The following is a 19,401-nucleotide window of genomic DNA, read 5'->3' on the forward strand; positions in this document are numbered from 1 at the left end:
CAAGCTTGATCGGGTGGTTTTGCCTGAAGTTATCTGTGAATGCTGCACTTGGCAAGGCCCCGCACGCGGCGGGCTCTTGTGCATGGACTACGCCCCGACTGTACGACCCGATCCCATAATTTGCCCATGAAAATTGCACTCGCTCTCGGAACCGCAACGCTCGCCTTGTTGTGGACAGGTTTCATCGCGCTCTCAGCCGCATTGGCCGATTGGCTGGCGGGCCAGGGTGGCCAATTGCAAGGGGGCCTTCAGGCCCTTGCACAGTGGCCTCTACCGCCGTGGATCGCACTGTGGACGGACCCCGCCGCTGCGGAAGCGATTCGCGCAACCATCGTCTGGTCTGTGGAAATGCTCGCTGCGGTTATGCCCTGGATCACCCCTTTGCTGGATTGGGTCGCCCCGCTGCTGTGGGTCGTTTGGGCGTTTGGCATGGTGGGGCTGGTGGTGTTGGCGGCAGTGGGCTTGCTGCTGATGGGTCGCATGCGCAAGCGTCGGCAGTTTGTAGCTGCGCGCTAGGCGGATAGGCTGAGGGGCGTTGGCTCTCGCCCGCGAGGGGAAGGGCTCTGCGTTTTGCTCCGTGTCCCCCGCCCGCTGCGCGGGCTCCTCCTTGACCTGCGCAAAAACGCAGAGCCCTTCCCTTCGCTAGGTGCGTCGGAATGCCAGGGCCACTCAGGAGCAAGCGCCCAAAACTCAGTACGGGTTCTTGAACCCCAAGCGCGCCATGATTTCGCTCTCGCGCAGCTCCATCACTTCCGCGTCTTCGTCCAGTTCGTGGTCCCAGCCTTGGGCGTGCAGGGTGCCGTGCACGATCATGTGGGCGTAGTGGGCTTCCAGCGTTTTCTTTTGCTCTTTGGCTTCCTTGGCGATCACCGGCGCGCACAACACCAGGTCGGCGGTGACGGGGTCCTGGGTGTAGTCGAAGGTCAGCACATTGGTGGCGTAGTCCTTCTGGCGGTACTCGCGGTTCAGGGTCTGGCCTTCTTCGGCGTCGACGATGCGCACGGTGATCTCGCCGTCCACCTCCAGGGTGTTGCGGATCCAGCGGATCACTTTGTGGCGCTTGAGGGCATCGCGGTGCTTGTCTGCGTCTTTGAGTTTGCCAAATTGCAGGGAGAGTGAGAGTTCGGGCAGCATCAGCGAGCCTTGGTGGAGGTGGTTTTGGCGGACTTGGTTTGGGGGGCGCGGGTCTTGGGCAAGCCTACGCGGGGCAGCTCTTCTTCGGCGTCCGGGATGGCAATGGGTGGCAAATCTTCCAGCCGCGCGGCCTCGTAGGCATCCACGATGCGGGCCACCAGCGGGTGGCGCACGATGTCGGCGCTGGTCAGGCGGGTGATGGCAATGCCTGGCGTGCGGCGTAGCACGCGCTCGGCCTCTACCAGCCCGCTCATCTGCGCCTTGGGCAAGTCGATCTGGGTCAGGTCGCCAGTGATGACGGTCTTGGTGCCAAAGCCCACGCGCGTCAAAAACATCTTCATCTGCTCGGGCGTGGTGTTCTGGGCCTCGTCCAGGATCACAAACGCGTTGTTCAGCGTACGCCCGCGCATAAAGGCCAATGGCGCGATTTCCAGCTGCTGGCGCTCGAAAGCTTTGTGCACCTGGTCGTAACCCATCAGGTCGTAGAGTGCGTCGTACAGCGGGCGCAAATACGGGTCCACCTTCTGGTTCAGGTCGCCGGGCAGAAAGCCGAGGCGCTCGCCCGCTTCCACGGCGGGGCGGGTCAGCACAATGCGCTGTACGGCGCTGCGCTGTAGCGCATCCACCGCGGCGGCCACGGCCAGGTAGGTCTTGCCGGTACCGGCGGGGCCGATGCCAAACGTAATGTCGAACTCGGCAATGTTGTCCAGGTACAGCGCCTGGTTCTGGCTGCGGGGCTTGAGGTCGGCGCGGCGGGTGGACAGCGTGGGGCCATCTTCACCGTCCATGCCCCCATCGCCGCTGAGCATGAGCTGCACGGTGGAGGCTGCGATGGGGCGGCCTGCGATCTCGTACAAGGCCTGCAGCATTTCCATGGCGCGCTGGGCCTTGGCCTTAGCACCTTCCACCTTGAACTGCTCGTGGCGGTGGGCAATGCGCACCTCCAATTCGCGCTCGATGGTGCGCAGGTGTTCGTCGGTGGGGCCGCACAGGTGCGAGAGGCGCGTGTTGTTCAGCGGGGTGAAGATGTGTTTGAGAATCAAGCTGATAATCCGGCAGGGCTAAAGGGGGCGCCACGGTGGGCGCATCCCCACATTGTCCCCAATGTTCGGCCTCCGGGCCACACCCCCGCATTCCAACCCCAGGCACACCACGATGATCGGCAAACTTACAGGCATCCTCAGCGACAAAAACCCACCCCAGGTCATCATCGACTGTGGCGGCGTGGGCTACGAGGTGCAGGTGCCCATGAGCACTTTCTATAACCTGCCTGCCGACGGTGCCAAGGTCTCGCTGCTGACCCACTTTGTGGTGCGAGAGGACGCGCAAATCTTGTACGGCTTTGCCACCGCCGCCGAGCGCGAGGCCTTTCGCGAGTTGATCAAAATCTCGGGCGTGGGTCCGCGCACGGCGCTGTCGGTGCTCTCGGGCATGGATGTGGGTGACCTGGCCCAGGCCGTGACCCTGCAGGAGGCCGGGCGCCTGGTCAAGGTACCCGGCATCGGCAAAAAGACGGCCGAGCGCTTGCTGCTGGAGCTCAAGGGTAAGTTGGGCGCTGACCTTGGCGCCCCCATGGGTGCGGTGGGCGACGCCCAGTCCGACATCCTGCAGGCACTGCTGGCGTTGGGTTACAACGACAAGGAAGCCGCCGCGGCGCTCAAAGCCCTGCCCAAGGACGTCGGCGTGAGTGACGGTATCAAACTGGCCCTCAAATCTTTGGCCAAATAGCCGCCCGAGCAAAGTAAGGGTGTTTTGCCGCCGGGCCGCCCCAAGGCAAATCGCGGCCCCCTTGGGGGGCAGCAACCCGCGTATCGGCAGAGCGTGGGGGCAATGCCTATTGGGCTTCGCGCACGGGACGGCTATTGAGCGCCTGCACGGGGCGGGCGTTGTTGGGGTAGAGCTGGGTGAAGAGCTTGAGCTGGCTGCGGCTGAGCGGCGACGGTTGTTTGAGCACCATCCACAGCACCCCTTCGGTGCAAGGCGGGGTGGTCAGCGAGCCCATGAACTGGTAGTAGCGCTGGTCGGCCGGTAGCAGTTCGTTGAGGTTGAGCAGCTCGCGCGGCATGCGCACGCGGTCGCCCGCGTCCAGCGGCATGTAGGTCCAGACCTTGTCGATCAGTGGGTTGGCCTCGCCGGGCTGAAGCAGCACCGCCACCACCGCCAGTTGGCCTTCATCATTCTTGTGCACCAGGTGCGCCACCATGGCGGCCCGCTGTCCGTTGATTTGCTCCTCGGACGGGGAGTGGAAATGGAACTGCAGCAACCGGTAGCGCGTTCCGCGCACAGTAATGTTGTTCTCGCCCTGCACATCCACCTGGATGGTATGGCCATTGTTGATCACCGTGCCATTGCTGGGCACGTAGTTGAACTTCACCGGTTCGGCGGGGCCCTGCAGCGTGTTGCCTTCTTCGATGTTGATGGGGGATTGGCGTTTGCCTATGGCACACACATTGAACTCGGGCTTGAGTTTGGCCCAGGCCTGCGGGCCGGTTTCGCCTTCGTAGGACCAGTGCACATCGCCCCCATGGGCATCCGTCGCAGGAGCCGCGGACACCGACGTAATCTGCACCGTTTGCCCGTGGCCCACCACGGCGGCGGCACGAGCGGCTTTTGTGCTCACGGGCGCGGGGGTGCCATTGCCGGCCGCCTTGCCGCTGACCACGATGGTGAGTTTCTTTTTGGCCGGTACCGACGTGCCCAAGGCCTCGCGCAGCTGGTCGCCCACTTCTTTGGGGCTGGATGCGCTGGTGGCGGTGATGTCTGCGGCAGGTTTTTTGGCGGCGGCTTTGGGAGCGGGCGGCGGATCGTTGGCACGTGCAGTGCCGCAGCTCAGTGCCAGGCCCGCCAAGAGCAGGGCGCCCAGAAGGTGTTGCAGGGGCCGGGGGCGGTGCAAGGCTGTGGGGCGGCGGGAGAGCATGGGTGGCAAGGCCTTTCAGACGGGCACGGGCGAAACGAGGGGGTGTGCAACTGGTATCGGCAGTTGTGGATGGCTTCTTGAGCCACGCCCTGTGCAGGCTATAGTGGCAACCCACCCCGCGTTTCACCCATTTTGCAACCTACAGGCCCTTTGCGTGAGCATCCAGACTGACGATTTTGCTGTTCCCCCTTTGCCCGCTGGCGTCAGCCGGGTGGTGTCTGCGGCCCCGACCTCCAGCAGCGAGGAAGCCCTGGAGCGCGCACTGCGCCCCAAGCTGCTGGACGAGTATGTGGGCCAGGCCAAGGTGCGCGAGCAGCTGGAGATCTTTATCGGTGCCGCCAAAAAGCGGGGCGAAGCGCTGGACCATGTGCTGCTGTTTGGCCCGCCCGGCCTGGGCAAGACCACGCTCTCCCACATCATCGCGCACGAGCTGGGCGTGAACCTGCGCCAGACCAGTGGCCCGGTGCTGGAGAAACCCAAGGACCTGGCGGCCCTGCTGACCGGGCTGGAAAAGAACGACGTACTGTTCATTGACGAAATCCACCGCCTCTCGGCCGTGGTGGAAGAAATCTTGTACCCCGCGCTGGAGGACTACAAGATCGACATCATGATCGGCGAAGGCCCGGCGGCCCGCAGCATCAAGCTCGACCTGCAGCCCTTCACACTGGTGGGCGCCACCACACGCGCCGGCATGCTGACCAACCCGCTGCGCGACCGCTTTGGCATCGTGGCGCGGCTGGAGTTTTATACGAATGACGAGCTGGCCCGCATCGTCAAGCGCAGCGCGGGCCTGCTGGGGGTGCCCATGGACGAGGACGGTGGGTTCGAGATCGCCCGCCGCTCGCGCGGCACGCCACGTATTGCCAACCGCCTGCTGCGCCGCGTGCGCGACTACGCCGAAGTGAAAGGCGAGGGCAAGATCACCCTGGACATGGCCAACCGTGCGCTGGCCATGCTGGACGTGGACCCGCAGGGCTTCGACCTGATGGACCGCAAGCTGCTGGAGGCCGTGATCCACCGCTTTGACGGTGGCCCCGTGGGGCTGGACAACATTGCGGCCAGCATTGGCGAAGAGCGCGAAACCATCGAGGACGTGATTGAGCCCTACCTGATCCAGCAAGGCTATCTGCAGCGCACCCCGCGTGGGCGCATTGCCACGCTGGCCGCCTACCGGCACCTGGGCGTGACGGCGCCGGCTGGCCCGGCGGTGGACCTGCTGGGCGACTGAACCTAAGCCCGGGCGGGGCCGGGTTGGTGCAGGTGTACCAGCACGTGGTGCACGATCAGCAGCTGCGCGGCGTAGTAGGTCAACAAGATCCAGAACGAGGCCAGGGGCACGGGCGTGAGGAACTTGTTGATGGCGATCAGCGAGTCGCTGAGCATGAACACACAGGCCCCCGCTGCTACCCAGCGCGCTGCGGAGTCACCCGGCACGCTGGCCCGTGACCAGGCCTGTGCCGCCATCAGGCAGATGACGGTGACATAGGCGGCCACAGCCCCCTGGAGCACAGGGTTGCCCAAGCTACCCCACAACACCCCCAGCATCAAGGCACCAAAGGCCAGCAAGCCCCACAGTGCCTTGCGCTGCACAAACCAGCCCGCGCCTTGGCGGAACAGTGCGATATAAAACACGTGCGCCACCAAAAACGACGCCAGACCGGGAATGAAATAGTCGCCCGGCAGCATGAGGAAGACATCGCCGCCCAGCGAGAACAGCAGCGCACCCAGCAGCAAGGCGTGTGATTTTGAGCCAAATGTGCCGCCGGACCTTGTGGAATGTGCGCGAATAGCTACAAAAATCATAGCTAGCACCATGACCAGCGGCTTGGTAAGAAGGTAGTACGGCAGTAGCTCCATGGCACCCAGCGTGGCCAGGGCAGCGGCTTCCACCATCAGCACCTCCAAAGCGCTCAGCGTGTGTTGCATGTAACGGCCCAACGCCCACACCCCCGCCGACAGCGCCACGCAGCCCACCGCGGCATGGGCGAAGCTCAGACTGTCGGCCACCCACAGGTAGCCCGCCACCGCGCCCAGCAAGCCCAGAAACTGCAGGCTGGCAAACCACTGCTGGCCACGGCTCAGGGGCGGGTTGTAGGTCTGCACCTGTTCCAGCCGAAAGGCGGGCTTGGGGTGGGTGGCGGCCAGGTCGGCGGGTTGCCAGCCCGGCGGCTTGAGCCACACGCGCAACTTGTCGCTCCAGCGGCGGGTAGCCCAGCTGTCTTTGGCCAAACCCCAATAGACGTCGGCATTGGCCCAGAGCGGGTCCCAGCTGTTGAGCGGGCCGCGCGTACCGTATACGCAGGGTTCCTCCTCTTCGGTGAAGGTGCCGAACATACGGTCCCACAGCACCAGGATGCCGCCGTAGTTCTTGTCGATGTACGGATCGTTCACCGCGTGGTGTACGCGGTGGTTGCTGGGGGAACAGAACACCCGGTCAAACCAGCCCAGCTTGCCCACCTGCTCCGTGTGCACCCAGAATTGGTAGAGCAAATCAATCAGCGCCACGATGCCAAAAATCATGGGCGGCACACCGGCAACGGCCATGGGCAGGTAGAAGATCCAGCCAAAGAATGCGCCGCTGCTGGTTTGGCGCAGGGCGGTGGACAGGTTGTAGTGCTGGCTCTGGTGGTGCACCACATGGGCCGCCCAAAACAGCGCCACCACGTGGCCCGCGCGGTGCAGCCAGTAGTAGCAAAAGTCGTAGAACACCAGCGCCAGCACGATGCCGTACCAGGTCTTCCAGAATTCCAGGTCCGGGTAAATGGCGACGGCGCTGAACACCGCGGTGTAGATGCCTACGCTGAGTGCCTTGGTGAGCACCCCCCCCACCTGGCTCAGGATGCCCAGGCTGATGCTGTTGATGGCATCGTTGAGCCGGTAGGCCTTGGCCCCTGGCACGCGGGCCGTGGTGCGGCGGCTCCAGAAGAACTCCAGTGCGATCAGCAACAGGAAAACAGGGGTGGCGAACACAATGACTTTGCTCATGGCGGCATTTTTGCCGAGCAAGCGCTTGGTGCCGAGCGGGACAACCCTAGGCCGGGCTAGAGCGAGCTGACTATTTGCCGCGGAAGTCGCGCCACTGCACCCGTGCAAACCATGCGCAGACTCCACCCATTGCCAACCAGAACAGCAGCGAGCCCCAGGAAGTCTTCGGGAAGCTGAAGACTTCGCTCAGCACGGCGGTGAGGCTGATGAGGAAGCCCAGGCCCGAGAGCAGCACGAAGACCAGCGCCAGGGTGCGCTCCACGCCGGACTGCAGGTGTTTCACGGTGCTTTGGGTCTGCTCCCAGGCATCCGCTGCATCAGCCAGCGGGCTGCGGTCTTGGGCGGCCAATGCTTCGGCCACATTGGTGTGGGTGGCCAGCGCTGCAAAGTCGCCCTTGGCGGGCCGGCTCGCGCGCTTGCGCCACCAGAACACCCCAAACAGCGCTACGAGGGCCACGAGGATCAGGCCCGCGTAGAGCAACTGGTCCTGCCAAGGGACCGAACCGGCGTGCAAAAGATAGTGGCCCATGTGGCGGCTCTGCGTCAGGTGCTGGACTCGTCCAGCGCCGTTGCGTCCAGATGCCGGGTGTCGGCCCAGCCCACCAGCGTCAGGGCGTCGGGCGTCCACAGCAGTCGGTTGATGGCGGCGTTGCCCAGTTCCCAGGTGCGCGGGGCGTGCAGCTCCTGCTGCGTAGCCATGCGATAGAGCATGTCCATCACGCCACCATGCGCCACCAGCACAATGTGTTCGCCCAGGTGCTGCGCTGCAATCTCGTTCACGGTGCGCGAGACACGGGCCAGCAGTTGTGTCGGGGTCTCACCGCCGGGCGGCGCAAAGTGCGGGTCGCGGGTTTTCCAGCGGCGCGATTCTTCGGGCCACTGCTCGGCAATGGCGGCCCAGGTCTGGCCCTCAAAGGTGCCAAAGCCGCGCTCGCGCAGACCGGTGTGCAAGCGCACGCTGCGCGCTGTTGGCTGCAGGGCATGCTGTGCAATCGCCTGGGCGGTGCTGTGGGCGCGGGATAGATCGCTGCTGTAGATGTGGTCGATGGTTTCATCGGCCAGCGCCAGGCCCACGCGCTGGGCCTGCCAGAGACCGTGCGCGTTCAGTCCAATGTCGAGTTGGCCCTGGATGCGGGTGTCCACGTTCCAGGCCGTTTCGCCGTGGCGCACGGCAATGATGCGGGTGGCCCCCATTCAGCGCGCACCCGCCACGGGCAACTCCACCACCACCCGGCGCTTGCCGGGGAGCGGATAGTCTTTCAGGGCCGCTTCCAGCATGGGCGGTAGCAGATTCAGGGTGTCGCGCCAGGGGCCGTCAAACACGGCCGCCGTCTCGTAGGCCAACTGGCCATTGGTACTGTCACGCAGCAGCACCTGCGCGCGGTGGCGGTACCAGGGCACTTCCACATCCATGGCCCAGGGCCATTCTTCGTACACCACGCCATTGGCGCCCACCACCAGGCGCGGGCGGGGTGGCCGGTAGTGCGGGTTGCGTATGCCGTCCACCGACACATTCACCTGCACCAGGTAGCGGGGCGCATCGTCGTTGCGCTGCAGGCCAATGCGCTCCAGGGCTTCTTGCGCCAGGGCCTCGATCTGGTCCTGGTCGTTGTTGTGGGCCTGCGAGGGCAGGCGCTCAAACCGGTAGCTTGCGCCGCTCAGGGCTGGCGCGTTGCCCACAAAGCTCTGTACATCACTGTCAATCATGCGCGGCAGGGCGCAGCCGGTGAGGGCCGCAGTAGCCAGCACCAGCAGTGCACGGCGGAACCAGGAGTCAAGCGCCATATGGGGCTCCTTAGAGAGTGACAACCTGTACGCTTGGCAGGCCGCTCAGGCTGGGCAGGGCGGGGGCGGGGAATTCCTCTTCGTCGAAGGCCTTGTCGCCGTTCTCGTCCTCCACCCCGGTGGGGCGGATGGCCTTGAAGTCATGCTTGCTGTGGTCCATCAGGTGCGAGGGCACCACGTTTTGCAGCGCGGTGAACATGGTTTCGGCGCGGCCGGGGTATTGCTTTTCCCAGTCGCGCAGCATGTTGCCAATCTGCACACGCTGCAGGTTGGTCTGGCTGCCGCACAGCGAGCAGGGGATGATCGGGAACTGGCGGTGCGCAGCCCAGCGGATCAGGTCCTTCTCGGCCACATAGGCCAGCGGGCGAATCACCACAAACTCGCCGTTGTCGCTGGTCAGCTTGGGTGGCATGCCCTTGAGCTTGCCGCCGAAGAACATGTTCAGGAAGAAGGTCTGCAGCATGTCGTCGCGGTGGTGGCCCAGCGCGAGTTTGTTGCACTTGAGCTTGCGCGCCACGTTGTACAGAATGCCCCGGCGCAGGCGGCTGCACAGGCTGCACATGGTTTTGCCTTCGGGAATGTTCTTCTTGACGATGGAGTAGGTGTCCTGCGTCTCGATGTGGAATTCCACACCCAGCTTGGCCAGGTACTCGGGCAGGATGTGGTCGGGGAAGCCGGGTTGCTTCTGGTCCAGGTTGACCGCCACGATCTCAAAGTTGATGGGTGCGCGCTGCTGCATTTTGAGCAGGATGTCGAGCATGCCGTAGCTGTCTTTGCCACCGGACATGCAGACCATCACGCGGTCGCCTTCTTCGATCATGTTGAAGTCCATGATGGCCTGGCCCATTTGGCGGCACAGGCGTTTTTCGAGCTTGTGCGTTTCGCGCTCGATCTTCAGTTCCTTGTTGCGGTTCGCGGCAGCCGCTTCTGCGGCCTCAGCGGCTTCGTCTTCAACCCATACTGCACTCATATCGTTCTCCATGGCGCCTTGCGCACTTACCACTGGCCGGTCTCCATGCGGATGGCCACTTCACAATCTTCAAAAATTTCCAGTTTCGCAATCTTGACCCGCACCCCCAGCACGCCGGGCAACTGCATCAAACGGTGTGCCAGTTTGCCAATCAGCGTTTCCAGCAGGTTCACGTGCTCTGCGGTGCATTCCGCGATGATGATCTGGCGTACCTTGCGGTAGTCCAGCACATGGTTGATGTCATCGTCATGCGGCAGCAGGGGCTGGGTGCCCAGGCTGAGTTCTGCGTCCACCTGGATCGGCTGGGGCGCGGTTTTTTCCGACTCCAGAATGCCCAGGTTGGCGTCGAAGCGCAGGCCCGTCAGGGTCAGGGTTTGGTGACCGGTGCTGGCCTTCATGCGTTCATGCCTTTCATGCGGAATACTTCAACGCCCACGCCCGCACAGTCGGGGTACACGTCCGGTTTTTGGGTGGACAGGCGCACGGCGCGCACCTGCGGGTGGGCCAGCAGCAGCTGCACCAGTTCATCACACAGGGTTTCCTGCAATTCGATATGCCCCTGGGCAATGCGCGCGGCAATCACTTCGCGCACAAAGTCATAGTCCACCACTTCATCCAGCTTGTCCGCCTTGGGGGTGCTGTTGGCCAAGGGCACAAACAGCTCCACGTTGAACACCAGGCGCTGGGTCACGCCTTTCTCAAAATCGTGCGCGCCGATGCGCACCGGCACCACATGGTCACGCAAGAACAGGCGGCGGCATTCCAGGGCCAGGGTGTCAAACATACTGGGGCTCATGGCGCACCTCCTGCATGCGACGGCACCATGAACATCACGTCACGCGCTAGCGGCACCAAGTGCTGCCCGTTGTCCACGGCAATGGTCACGCCATTGATGGCGGTGGTTTGTGCCAAAAACACGCAGGTGGCAGCCACCTGGGCCGGGTCCAAGGGCTCGCGCAGCAGGTTCACGCGCGCGGCTTGGTCAAAGTTGTCCTGGGTTTGTGGGCCGCTCAAAAACATCAGCCCTGGCGCCACGCCGCACACGCGGATGGCGGGCGCCAATGCCTGCGCTTGCAGGGCCACCGCACGCTCCAGCGCCAGCTTGGTCACGGTGTACGAAAAATAGTCCGGGTTCAGGTTGAAGACCTTCTGGTCCAGCACATGGAGGATGCAGCGCGAACCGGCGGGCGGATCGGTATCGGTTTGCGCCATCAGGCTGGACAGGGCCAAAGGCGCTAGCAGGTTCACCTCGAGTTGCTGGCGGGCACCGTCCACGTCCATGGCCTGCCCGCTGTCGGGCTCGAAGCTGGAGGCGTTGTTCACCAAGCAGTGCAGTGGGCCGGATTGGGCAGCAATCTGTTGCACCATGGCGTGGCGGCTGTCTTCCTGGGCCAGGTCGGCGTGGATGGCATGGGCCGTGTAGCCCTGCGCGCGCAGACTGGCGCACAAGGACTGCGCCGCCTCGGCGCTGCGCTGGTAGTGACACCACACCTCCCAACCCGCCTGCGCAAATTGGGCGCACAGCAGCGCACCCAGGCGATGGGCGCCGCCGGTGATGAGTACGCGTTTAAGCACCAAATTGTCCTTGAGCAGAGTGGGGGTGAGAGAGCAAGATAATCCTTGGCTTTACCAAACACGAGACGGATGTTCATGTTCACAGCCGAAAGCATTCCGGCCAGCCTGACCCGAATTATCGCGGATGCGACCGAAAAAGCCGGGGGCTGGCAGGGTTTTGACGCGTTTATGGGCCAGGCCCTCTACACGCCGGGTCTGGGCTACTACGCCAATGGCCTGTCCAAATTCGGCCAGATGCCCCAGGGCCTGCGCGGTGCCGAGGGCGTAGCCGGGGCTGGCAGCGACTTTGTGACCGCGCCTGAAATGACGCCGCTGTTCGGCCAGGCGTTGGCCCGCCAAGTGGCGCAGGTGTTGGAGGCTACCGGCACTGACGAGGTTTGGGAGTTCGGCGCGGGCACCGGTGCCTTGGCCCTGCAGCTGCTGGAGGCGCTGGGGGACCAGGTGCGCAGCTACACAATTGTGGACCTGTCGGATTCGCTCAAGGCGCGGCAGGCGCAGACCTTGGCTGCCCACGCGGGCAAGGTGCGCTGGGTGAGTGCGCTGCCGGCCCACATGCGTGGTGTGGTGGTGGGCAACGAAGTGTTGGACGCCATGCCGGTGCAACTGTTGGTGCGCAAAAGCGGCGTTTGGCATGAGCGTGGCGTGGTGGTGGAGCAGGGTGCATTGCAGTGGAGCGACCGTCCCACCGCGCTGCGGCCGCCGATCGAGATTGACGGCGAGCACGACTACCTGACCGAGATTCACCCCCAGGGCGAGGCCTTTGTGCGCACCCTGGCGGACCGCCTCACATTGGGTGCTGCCTTGTTGCTGGACTATGGTTTCCCCGAGAGTGAGTACTACCATGTGCAGCGCCATATGGGCACGGTGATGTGCCACCAAGCGCACCAAAGCGACCCGGATCCGCTGCAGGCGGTGGGGCTGAAAGACATCACCGCCCATGTCAATTTCACCGGCATTGCCCTGGCCGCGCAGGACGCGGGGCTGGACGTGTTGGGCTACACCAGCCAGGCCCACTTCTTGATCAACTGCGGCTTGGTCGAGGCCATGCAGGACGCGCCGTTGCCAGAGCGCGTCGCCGCCCAGAAGCTCATCATGGAGCATGAAATGGGCGAATTTTTCAAGGTCATTGCCTTGGGCCGTGGCGTGGATGTGAGCCTGCGAGGCTTTGCGCGCGGCGACAGAACCCACCGGTTGTAAGGGCCCACCTAGCGCACTCGCGTCGGGCTCAACACTGTGTACGTCGGTATTGCTGGTAGCAGAGTTCGCGGATGCGCTGTTGGTCTGCTGCTAGCCGCCGTTGTGCGTCGTAAATGCGTTGGCGCTCTTCAGATTTAGCTTCCGACTCCCTGCGCTGTTTGTCCCGTTGCAATGCTTCCTCCTTGCGGCGCATGTCGGATTGCGCTTGTGACTCTGCAATCATGGCGCTTCGCAAGCTGTTGGAGGCTTCGGCCGCCATTTGTTGTTCGCGAACTTTGTCTTCGGCTTGTTGTCGCGCACGTCTATCTTCAGCGCGTTTGCGTTCCTCTTCTTCCCGTGCCAACGCTTCAGCTGCAATTTTTTCTCTTCCAGCAGAGTCGCTTCGGCTGCCGCGCGCGCCTTGTCGCGCGCGTGGGCCATATAGCCTCCAATGGCAAACATGGACAGCACCAGCAGCACCCCAAGGTACAAAATGTTGGTGTACCAAGGCGCTGGGACTGCCTCCATAACAATCCTGGGCGTCGATCGCGGCTTGTTGACGTAGCTGAGCAGCTTTCGATCATGGGCGGCACGCATGTCGTTGTTGGACAGGATTTTGTGAGCCTCGCGAATCGCCAATACACGGGCAACAGCGTCGCTATCTTGGGCTAGTTTGGCGTGGTTGTAATGGTGTAGCGCCTTCTGGAGTGCTTGATTGATTTCCTCTGGCGTGGCATTGCCGGGAACTCCCAGCACCTTGTATGCAGAATCCATATTGCGGCCCCCCGCCGGCCCGTGTTTGTTTTATCGTGCCCAAATCATATACATGTAACAAACTGCGTGAATCTCACTCGTAACGCCCCGGTAACACCGCCCCATGCTTGCAAGGTAGTATCGGCCGCGACTTTTAAGGAATGTTTCATCATGACGACCACCCACCGCACTGAAACCATTGAACGCACGCTCCGCCCCTGGGGCTGGTACGAGACCGTGTCGGAGGTCGCAGGCAACAAGATCAAGCGCATCGGCGTGTTGCCAGGCCAGCAGCTGAGCCTGCAGAAGCACCACCAGCGTGCCGAACACTGGGTGGTGACGCAAGGCACGGCCCGCATCACGCTGGATGACAAGGTGTTTGACCTGACCCAAGGGCAGCACTGCGACATCGCAGTGGGCCAGGTGCACCGCCTGGCCAACCTGACCACCGAGCCAGTGGAAATTGTGGAGGTGCAGTTTGGCGCCTACCTGGGTGAAGATGACATCGTACGCCTGCAAGACGACTACGGCCGCCAGTAATTGAGAAGGACAACAGCCATGGCAACAACAACTTCAGCACCGTTGGTGCAACTGCCCGCCGGCTGCCCGCCTGTGGCCTGCGTGGACATTGGTGGCACCAAGGTGGCCGTGAATGTGGCCGACGCCCAAGGGGTACGCGGCAAAGTATCGGAACCCACGGCCAAAGTGGGCAACAACGACGCGTTGGCCCAGCAAATCATTCGCATGATTGGCGAGAGCTGTGCCTTGGCGGGCATTGCCGTGGCTGACATTTCTGCCGTGGGCGTGGCCACCTGCGGGCCGTTTGTCATCAACCAGGGCATGGTCGAGCTGGCTGGCCCCAATATCTGCGGTGGCCTGGCCGGCAAGGCGCGTGGCCTGCCCAATGACTGGGCCACTGCGCTGCTGGAAGCCCCGCTGAAGGCGGTGTTTCCGAATGTGCGGGTGGAAAACGACGGTGTGGGCGCGCTGGAAGCCGAGCGCCGTTGGGGCGCCCTGCAGGGGCAGGATCACTGCGCCTATGTGACCTGGAGCACCGGAATTGGTATGGGCTTGTGCGTGGATGGTCACATATTGCGCGGCAAGAACGGCAACGCGGGCCACGCGGGCCACACCTTTGTCGTGAGCAATGACGATGCCTTGTGTGGCTGCGGCCTGGTGGGCGATGTGGAGGGTCTGGTGGCGGGCAACGCCATTCCACGCCGCTTCGGCAAAGATGGTTTTTCCGATGCTGCTACTCTTTTTGTAGCTGCTCGCGCAGGAAATACGGAGGCTGTGGCCATTATTGATGGTCTGTGCGAGGTCATGGGCCGGACGCTTTTCAACATGGTGGCGACGCTGGACTTGCAGCGCATCAGCGTGGGGGGCAGTGTGTTCTGGCACAACCGCGACTACCTGCTGCCCAAGCTGCAGGCTTACTTGCACGGCAAGTTGCCCGCCCTGACCCAAGGCGTAGAAATCGTGCCTGCGGGCCTGGGCGAGCAGGTGGGCGACTACGCCGCGTTGGCGCTAGTCGTGCCCTGATTCTTCATCATATGGGTTGATTTAATCGGCCCTAGGGAAACTCCTAGTAGTTCAGCATTAAAAATTAATGAAAAATTAATTAATTCGAATTGGCATGGTGCTGGTCCGAATTCAACGCTGCTTTGGGCCCCACAAAGAGGGCACAAAGACAAAACTTTTTTGGAGACAAGATGTTGAAGCTTTCTAAACTCGCCACCGCTGTGGCTCTCGTGGTTGCTGGTTCGGCCGCTGTGGCTGGTGAAGTGGAAGTCCTGCACTACTGGACATCCGGCGGTGAAGCCAAGTCGGTTGCTGAACTGAAGAAGATCATGCAAGCCAAGGGTCACGTCTGGAAAGACTTCGCAGTGGCTGGCGGCGCTGGCGACAACGCTGCGACCGTGTTGAAGAGCCGTGTGGTGAGCGGCAATCCTCCCGCTGCTGCCCAAATCAAGGGCCCCGCCATCCAAGAGTGGGCTGCTGAAGGCGTGCTGGCCAACCTGGACGCCACTGCCAAGGCCGAAAAGTGGGATGAACTGCTGCCCAAGGTCGTGGCTGACGTCATGAAGTACAAGGGCAATTACGTGGCTGCCCCAGTGAACGTGCACCGCGTGAACTGGATGTGGGCGAACTCCGCTGTCTTGAAAAAGGCTGGCGTGACTTCCACACCCAAGACCTGGGACGAGTTCTTCGCAGCCGCTGAAAAGGTCAAGAAGGCTGGCTTGATCCCCGTGGCACACGGTGGCCAGAACTGGCAAGACTTCACCACCTTTGAGTCCGTGGCTCTGGGCGTGGGCGGCACCAAGTTCTACAACGACGCGCTGATCAAGCTGGACGAAAAAGCGCTGACCAGCGCCACCATGACCAAGGTTCTGGAAACTTTCCGCAAGATCAAGGGTTACACCGACGCAGCCGCTCCTGGCCGCGACTGGAACCTGGCCACCGCCATGGTGATCCAGGAAAAGGCAGCCTTCCAGTTCATGGGTGACTGGGCCAAGGGTGAGTTCTCTGCCGCTGGCAAGGTGCCTGGCAAGGACTACATCTGCGCTGCAGCTCCTGGCACCTCCAACGCTTACACCTTCAACGTGGACTCCTTCGCCATGTACAAGCTCAAGGACGCTGGTGCCCAAAAGGCCCAAGGCGATCTGGCTGCTTCCATCATGGGCACCGAGTTCCAAGAAGTGTTCAACCTGAACAAGGGTTCCATCCCTGTGCGTTTGAACATGAAGATGGACAAGTTTGACGACTGCGCCAAAACGTCCGCCAAGGACTTCGTGGACACCGCCAAGTCCGGTGGCCTGGTACCCTCCGTGGCCCACGGCATGGCCATCAAGCCCGCTGCTGAAGGCGCGATCAAGGATGCCGTGTCCCAGTTCTGGAACGACGACAAGATCTCTGTGGCTGACGGTGTGAAGAACATCGCCAAGGCTGCTGCGACCAAGTAAGTCGTGCTGGCGCGCAGGCGCCAGTTTCTTGCCAAGCAAACGCCCCATCCCTCCACGGGGGTGGGGCTGTTTCAAGTTTGGGCGTCCCTTTCCACGAGTGCATCCCCATGTCATTCCAATCCTCTTTGCGTTGCCTGTGGGCCGGTGTGGCCTTGTGTGCTGGTGCGAGCCTGTGGGCGGGCGAGGTGGAGGTGCTCCACTACTGGACATCCGGTGGAGAGGCCAAGTCGGTGGCGGAACTCAAGGGCATGATGGCCCAGCGTGGCCACACCTGGCGTGACTTCACCGTCACCGGCGGTGGCGGGCAAAACGCCATGGCGGTGCTCAAGCAGCGTGTGCTGGTGGGCAATGCGCCGGCTGCGGCCAACATCAAGGGGCCCGCGATTCAGGAATGGGCCGAACTCAATGTGCTGACCAGCCTGGATGCGATGGCATCGTTTGAAAAGTGGGACGAGGTCTTGCCCAAGGTGGTGGCAGACCAAATGAAATACAAAGGCCGTTACGTGGCGGTCCCCGTGAACGTGCACCGCGTGAACTGGCTGTGGGCCAACTCCGCAGTGCTGAAGAAGGCAGGCGTTGCCGCACTGCCCAAAACCTACGACGAATTTTTTGCAGCCGCCGACAAGATCAAAGCGGCTGGTTTCACCCCCGTGGCCCATGGTGGCCAGGACTGGCAAGACTTCACGGTGTTCGAGTCCGTGGTCTTGGGCGTGGGCGGCGCTGCGTTCTATGACAAAGCCTTGGTGAAGCTGGACCGCGCAGCCCTCAATAGCGACGAGATGAAAAAGTCTCTGGAGGTGTTTCGCCGCATCAAGGGCTACACCGATGACAAGTCGCTGGGCCGCGACTGGAATGTGACCACCGAGATGGTCATCAACGGCAAGGCCGGTTTCCAGTTCATGGGCGACTGGGCCAAAGGTGAGTTCTTGGCCGCCGGCCAGACGCCGGGCAAGGACTTTACCTGTTCGGCAGCGCCCGGCACTGACAAGGCCTACACCTTCAATGTGGATTCCTTTGCCATGTTCCAGCTCAAGGGCTGGGAGGCGCAAAAGGCCCAAGGCTACCTGGCTTACCTGCTGATGGGCAAGGACTTCCAGGAGAAGTTCAACTTGCGCAAGGGTTCCATCCCGGTGCGCTTGGGCATGCCCATGGACAAATTTGACGACTGCGCCAAGACGTCCAGCAAGGACTTTGTAGCCACATCCGCCAGCGGAACCCTGGTGCCCTCGGTAGCCCACGGCATGGCACTGTCTTCATCGCAGCAGGCCACCATGCGGACCGCGGTGTCCGAGTTCTGGAACAACGACAAATTGACAGTGGCTGAAACACTGTCCAAGCTGCAGGCAGTGGCCGCCCCCAAGCAGAAATGAAACGTATGAAAACCCTTGAAAACATCCTACCCAAGCTGGTGATCGCCCCGGGCTTTGTGCTCGGCTTCGCCTTCATCTATGGCTTCATGATCTGGAACGGCGTGCTCTCCGTCACCGGCTCGCGCATGCTGCCCAACTACGAAGAGTTCGTGGGGCTGGAGCAGTACGTGCGCCTGTGGGAAATGGACCGCTGGTACGTGGCGCTCAAAAACCTGGGCCTGTTCAGCGTGTTGTACGTCGGTGGCTCCATGATTTTGGGCATGGGCCTGGCGATTTTTCTGGACCAGAAAATCCGCTTTGAAGGCGTGCTGCGCACCGTGTACCTGTACCCCATGGCGCTGTCCTTCATCGTGACAGGCACCGCCTGGAAGTGGATTCTGAACCCCAGCTTGGGGCTGGAAAAACTCATGCACGATTTGGGCTGGGCCAGCTTCAGTTTCGACTGGCTGGTGCAGTCTGATACCGCCATCTACTGCGTGGTGATTGCCGGCATTTGGCAGTCCGCCGGATTTGCCATGGCCTTGTCGCTGGCCGGCCTGCGCGGCATTGACGACAGCATCATCAAAGCCGCCCAGATCGACGGCGCTTCGCTGCCCCGCATCTACTGGCGCATCATTTTGCCCATCCTGCGCCCCGTGGTGTTCTCTACGGTGCTGGTGCTGTCGCACCTCTCCATCAAGAGTTTTGACTTGGTGATGGCGCTCACTTCGGGCGGCCCCGGCTTCTCGTCGGACGTACCCGCCACTTTCATGTACACCATGAGCTTCACGCGTGGTCAGATTGGCTTGGGTGCCGCCAGCGCCACCATGATGCTGGCCTTTGTGGCCGCCCTCGTCGTGCCGTACCTTTACAGCGAACTGCGTTCCAAGCCGCACGATCGCTAATCCACGACCGTTCCACCACGATCGCACACCTATGTTGTCCAAAAATCTTCCCCGCATCCTCATCTACGGCGTTCTGCTGATCGCCGCAGCCTTCTTCCTCGCACCGCTCTATGTGATGCTGGCCACGTCCTTCAAGGACGCCGAGCAGATCCGCTCCGGCAACCTGCTGAGCTTGCCGCACGGGCTGAACTTCGAGTCCTGGCAGCTGGCCTGGTCCAGTGCTTGCACGGGTGTGGACTGCCGCGGCCTGCAGCCTTACTTCGTCAACTCCGTCATCATGGCGGTGCCTGCGGTGATCATCTCCACCGCCTGGGGCGCCATCAACGGCTACGTGCTGAGCATGTGGAAGTTCAAGGGCAGCGAAGTGCTGTTTGGCTTCATGCTGTTCGGCGTGTTCATGCCCTTCCAGGTGGTGCTCTTGCCCATGAGCCAGGTGCTGGGTTTCCTGGGGCTGTCCAGCTCTTTGGGCGGCCTGGTGCTGGTGCACTGCATTGCCGGTTTGGCTGGTACCACGCTGTTCTTCCGCAACTACTACACCGCCATCCCCAAAGAACTGGTGAACGCTGCGCGCATTGACGGTGCCGGCTTCTGGCGCATCTTCTTCCGCATCGTGGTGCCCATGTCCACGCCCATCCTGATGGTGACCCTCATCTGGCAATTCACCAACATCTGGAACGACTTCCTGTTTGGCGTGGCCTTCAGCGGCGCCGATAGCAAGCCCATCACCGTGGGCCTGAACAACATGGCCAACACCTCCAGCAGCGTCAAGAGCTACAACGTCGACATGGCTGCGGCCGTGATTGCTGGTCTCCCCACCATGCTGGTCTACGTACTCGCAGGTCAATACTTCGTGAAAGGTCTCACCGCCGGCGCGGTGAAAGGATAAAAA

Annotated in this window: 22 protein-coding genes; 10 read left to right on the forward strand and 12 right to left on the reverse strand. The window is 62.4% G+C overall.

Annotated elements, in window-relative coordinates; translation table 11 throughout:
• Positions 1-126: 126 nt before the first annotated feature.
• Positions 127-516: a hypothetical protein gene (locus CHU94_RS04560; RefSeq protein ID WP_094477234.1), complete on the forward strand. Its 390-nt coding sequence runs from the start codon at positions 127-129 to the stop codon at positions 514-516.
• 174 nt (positions 517-690) lie between these two features.
• On the opposite strand, the gene ybeY is transcribed toward CHU94_RS04560, so the two are convergent.
• Complete coding sequence (ybeY, locus tag CHU94_RS04565; RefSeq protein WP_094477236.1) at positions 691-1,137, reverse strand: rRNA maturation RNase YbeY; 447 nt, start codon at positions 1,135-1,137, stop codon at positions 691-693.
• Positions 1,134-2,177 carry a PhoH family protein gene (locus tag CHU94_RS04570; protein ID WP_094477238.1) on the reverse strand — a complete coding sequence of 348 codons (1,044 nt, stop codon included), beginning with the start codon at positions 2,175-2,177 and terminating at the stop codon, positions 1,134-1,136. The genes ybeY and CHU94_RS04570 overlap by 4 nt, the downstream gene beginning before the upstream one ends.
• A gap of 112 nt (positions 2,178-2,289) precedes the next feature.
• On the opposite strand from CHU94_RS04570, the gene ruvA reads away from it, so the two are divergent.
• The gene (ruvA, locus tag CHU94_RS04575) at positions 2,290-2,862 is read left to right on the forward strand and encodes a Holliday junction branch migration protein RuvA (protein WP_094477240.1); all 573 of its coding nucleotides are present in this window, start codon (positions 2,290-2,292) and stop codon (positions 2,860-2,862) included.
• A 106-nt stretch (positions 2,863-2,968) separates the two neighbouring features.
• On the opposite strand, the gene CHU94_RS04580 is transcribed toward ruvA, so the two are convergent.
• The gene (locus CHU94_RS04580) at positions 2,969-4,051 is read right to left on the reverse strand and encodes a carbonic anhydrase (protein ID WP_094477242.1); all 1,083 of its coding nucleotides are present in this window, start codon (positions 4,049-4,051) and stop codon (positions 2,969-2,971) included.
• Between the two features lie 154 nt (positions 4,052-4,205).
• Between CHU94_RS04580 and ruvB the strand changes: the two genes are divergently transcribed.
• Positions 4,206-5,279 (forward strand): Holliday junction branch migration DNA helicase RuvB, encoded by a 1,074-nt coding sequence (gene ruvB, locus CHU94_RS04585; protein WP_094477244.1) that lies wholly within the window; start codon positions 4,206-4,208, stop codon positions 5,277-5,279.
• A gap of 2 nt (positions 5,280-5,281) precedes the next feature.
• On the opposite strand, the gene CHU94_RS04590 is transcribed toward ruvB, so the two are convergent.
• The 8 genes from CHU94_RS04590 to CHU94_RS04625 all read right to left on the reverse strand — a co-directional run bounded on the left by CHU94_RS04590 (position 5,282) and on the right by CHU94_RS04625 (position 11,366).
• On the reverse strand, positions 5,282-7,036 hold the full coding sequence (locus tag CHU94_RS04590; protein ID WP_094477789.1) for a lysoplasmalogenase family protein: 1,755 nt from the start codon (positions 7,034-7,036) through the stop codon (positions 5,282-5,284).
• A gap of 70 nt (positions 7,037-7,106) precedes the next feature.
• Complete coding sequence (locus CHU94_RS04595) at positions 7,107-7,565, reverse strand: hypothetical protein (protein WP_094477246.1); 459 nt, start codon at positions 7,563-7,565, stop codon at positions 7,107-7,109.
• 14 nt (positions 7,566-7,579) lie between these two features.
• Positions 7,580-8,230, reverse strand: coding sequence for a histidine phosphatase family protein (locus tag CHU94_RS04600; protein ID WP_094477248.1), 651 nt, complete (start codon positions 8,228-8,230; stop codon positions 7,580-7,582).
• A complete protein-coding gene (locus CHU94_RS04605; RefSeq protein ID WP_094477250.1) occupies positions 8,231-8,821 on the reverse strand; it encodes a DUF4136 domain-containing protein in 591 nt (196 codons plus the stop codon).
• A gap of 10 nt (positions 8,822-8,831) precedes the next feature.
• Positions 8,832-9,791 (reverse strand): tRNA 2-thiocytidine(32) synthetase TtcA, encoded by a 960-nt coding sequence (ttcA, locus tag CHU94_RS04610; RefSeq protein ID WP_094477791.1) that lies wholly within the window; start codon positions 9,789-9,791, stop codon positions 8,832-8,834.
• Between the two features lie 26 nt (positions 9,792-9,817).
• Entirely contained in the window at positions 9,818-10,189 is a 372-nt protein-coding gene (locus CHU94_RS04615; RefSeq protein WP_094477252.1) for a dihydroneopterin aldolase, read from the reverse strand.
• Positions 10,186-10,587 (reverse strand): dihydroneopterin aldolase, encoded by a 402-nt coding sequence (locus CHU94_RS04620; protein ID WP_094477254.1) that lies wholly within the window; start codon positions 10,585-10,587, stop codon positions 10,186-10,188. Before CHU94_RS04620 ends, CHU94_RS04615 begins: the two co-directional genes overlap by 4 nt.
• Positions 10,584-11,366, reverse strand: a complete 783-nt coding sequence (locus tag CHU94_RS04625) for an SDR family oxidoreductase (RefSeq protein ID WP_176451926.1) — start codon at positions 11,364-11,366, stop codon at positions 10,584-10,586. The genes CHU94_RS04620 and CHU94_RS04625 overlap by 4 nt, the downstream gene beginning before the upstream one ends.
• Positions 11,367-11,441: 75 nt before the next feature.
• On the opposite strand from CHU94_RS04625, the gene CHU94_RS04630 reads away from it, so the two are divergent.
• Positions 11,442-12,563, forward strand: a complete 1,122-nt coding sequence (locus CHU94_RS04630) for a class I SAM-dependent methyltransferase (RefSeq protein WP_094477793.1) — start codon at positions 11,442-11,444, stop codon at positions 12,561-12,563.
• A gap of 219 nt (positions 12,564-12,782) precedes the next feature.
• Here CHU94_RS04630 and CHU94_RS04635 read toward each other — a convergent pair whose 3' ends face one another.
• The gene (locus CHU94_RS04635) at positions 12,783-13,316 is read right to left on the reverse strand and encodes a J domain-containing protein (RefSeq protein WP_094477257.1); all 534 of its coding nucleotides are present in this window, start codon (positions 13,314-13,316) and stop codon (positions 12,783-12,785) included.
• 150 nt (positions 13,317-13,466) lie between these two features.
• Here CHU94_RS04635 and CHU94_RS04640 point away from each other — a divergent pair, with 150 nt between their 5' ends.
• The 6 genes from CHU94_RS04640 (at position 13,467) to CHU94_RS04665 (ending at position 19,398) form a co-directional block, all read left to right on the forward strand.
• Positions 13,467-13,835, forward strand: coding sequence for a phosphomannose isomerase type II C-terminal cupin domain (locus CHU94_RS04640; protein WP_094477259.1), 369 nt, complete (start codon positions 13,467-13,469; stop codon positions 13,833-13,835).
• 18 nt (positions 13,836-13,853) lie between these two features.
• On the forward strand, positions 13,854-14,837 hold the full coding sequence (locus CHU94_RS04645; protein WP_094477261.1) for an ROK family protein: 984 nt from the start codon (positions 13,854-13,856) through the stop codon (positions 14,835-14,837).
• Between the two features lie 170 nt (positions 14,838-15,007).
• Positions 15,008-16,258: an ABC transporter substrate-binding protein gene (locus CHU94_RS04650; protein ID WP_094477263.1), complete on the forward strand. Its 1,251-nt coding sequence runs from the start codon at positions 15,008-15,010 to the stop codon at positions 16,256-16,258.
• A gap of 107 nt (positions 16,259-16,365) precedes the next feature.
• A complete protein-coding gene (locus CHU94_RS04655) occupies positions 16,366-17,628 on the forward strand; it encodes an ABC transporter substrate-binding protein (RefSeq protein WP_094477265.1) in 1,263 nt (420 codons plus the stop codon).
• A gap of 5 nt (positions 17,629-17,633) precedes the next feature.
• On the forward strand, positions 17,634-18,512 hold the full coding sequence (locus CHU94_RS04660; protein WP_094477795.1) for a carbohydrate ABC transporter permease: 879 nt from the start codon (positions 17,634-17,636) through the stop codon (positions 18,510-18,512).
• A 31-nt stretch (positions 18,513-18,543) separates the two neighbouring features.
• Positions 18,544-19,398: a carbohydrate ABC transporter permease gene (locus tag CHU94_RS04665; protein WP_094477267.1), complete on the forward strand. Its 855-nt coding sequence runs from the start codon at positions 18,544-18,546 to the stop codon at positions 19,396-19,398.
• Positions 19,399-19,401 lie beyond the last annotated feature (3 nt).

The sequence above is a fragment of the Rhodoferax sp. TH121 genome, from assembly GCF_002251855.1.
Lineage (GTDB): Bacteria > Pseudomonadota > Gammaproteobacteria > Burkholderiales > Burkholderiaceae_C > Allorhodoferax.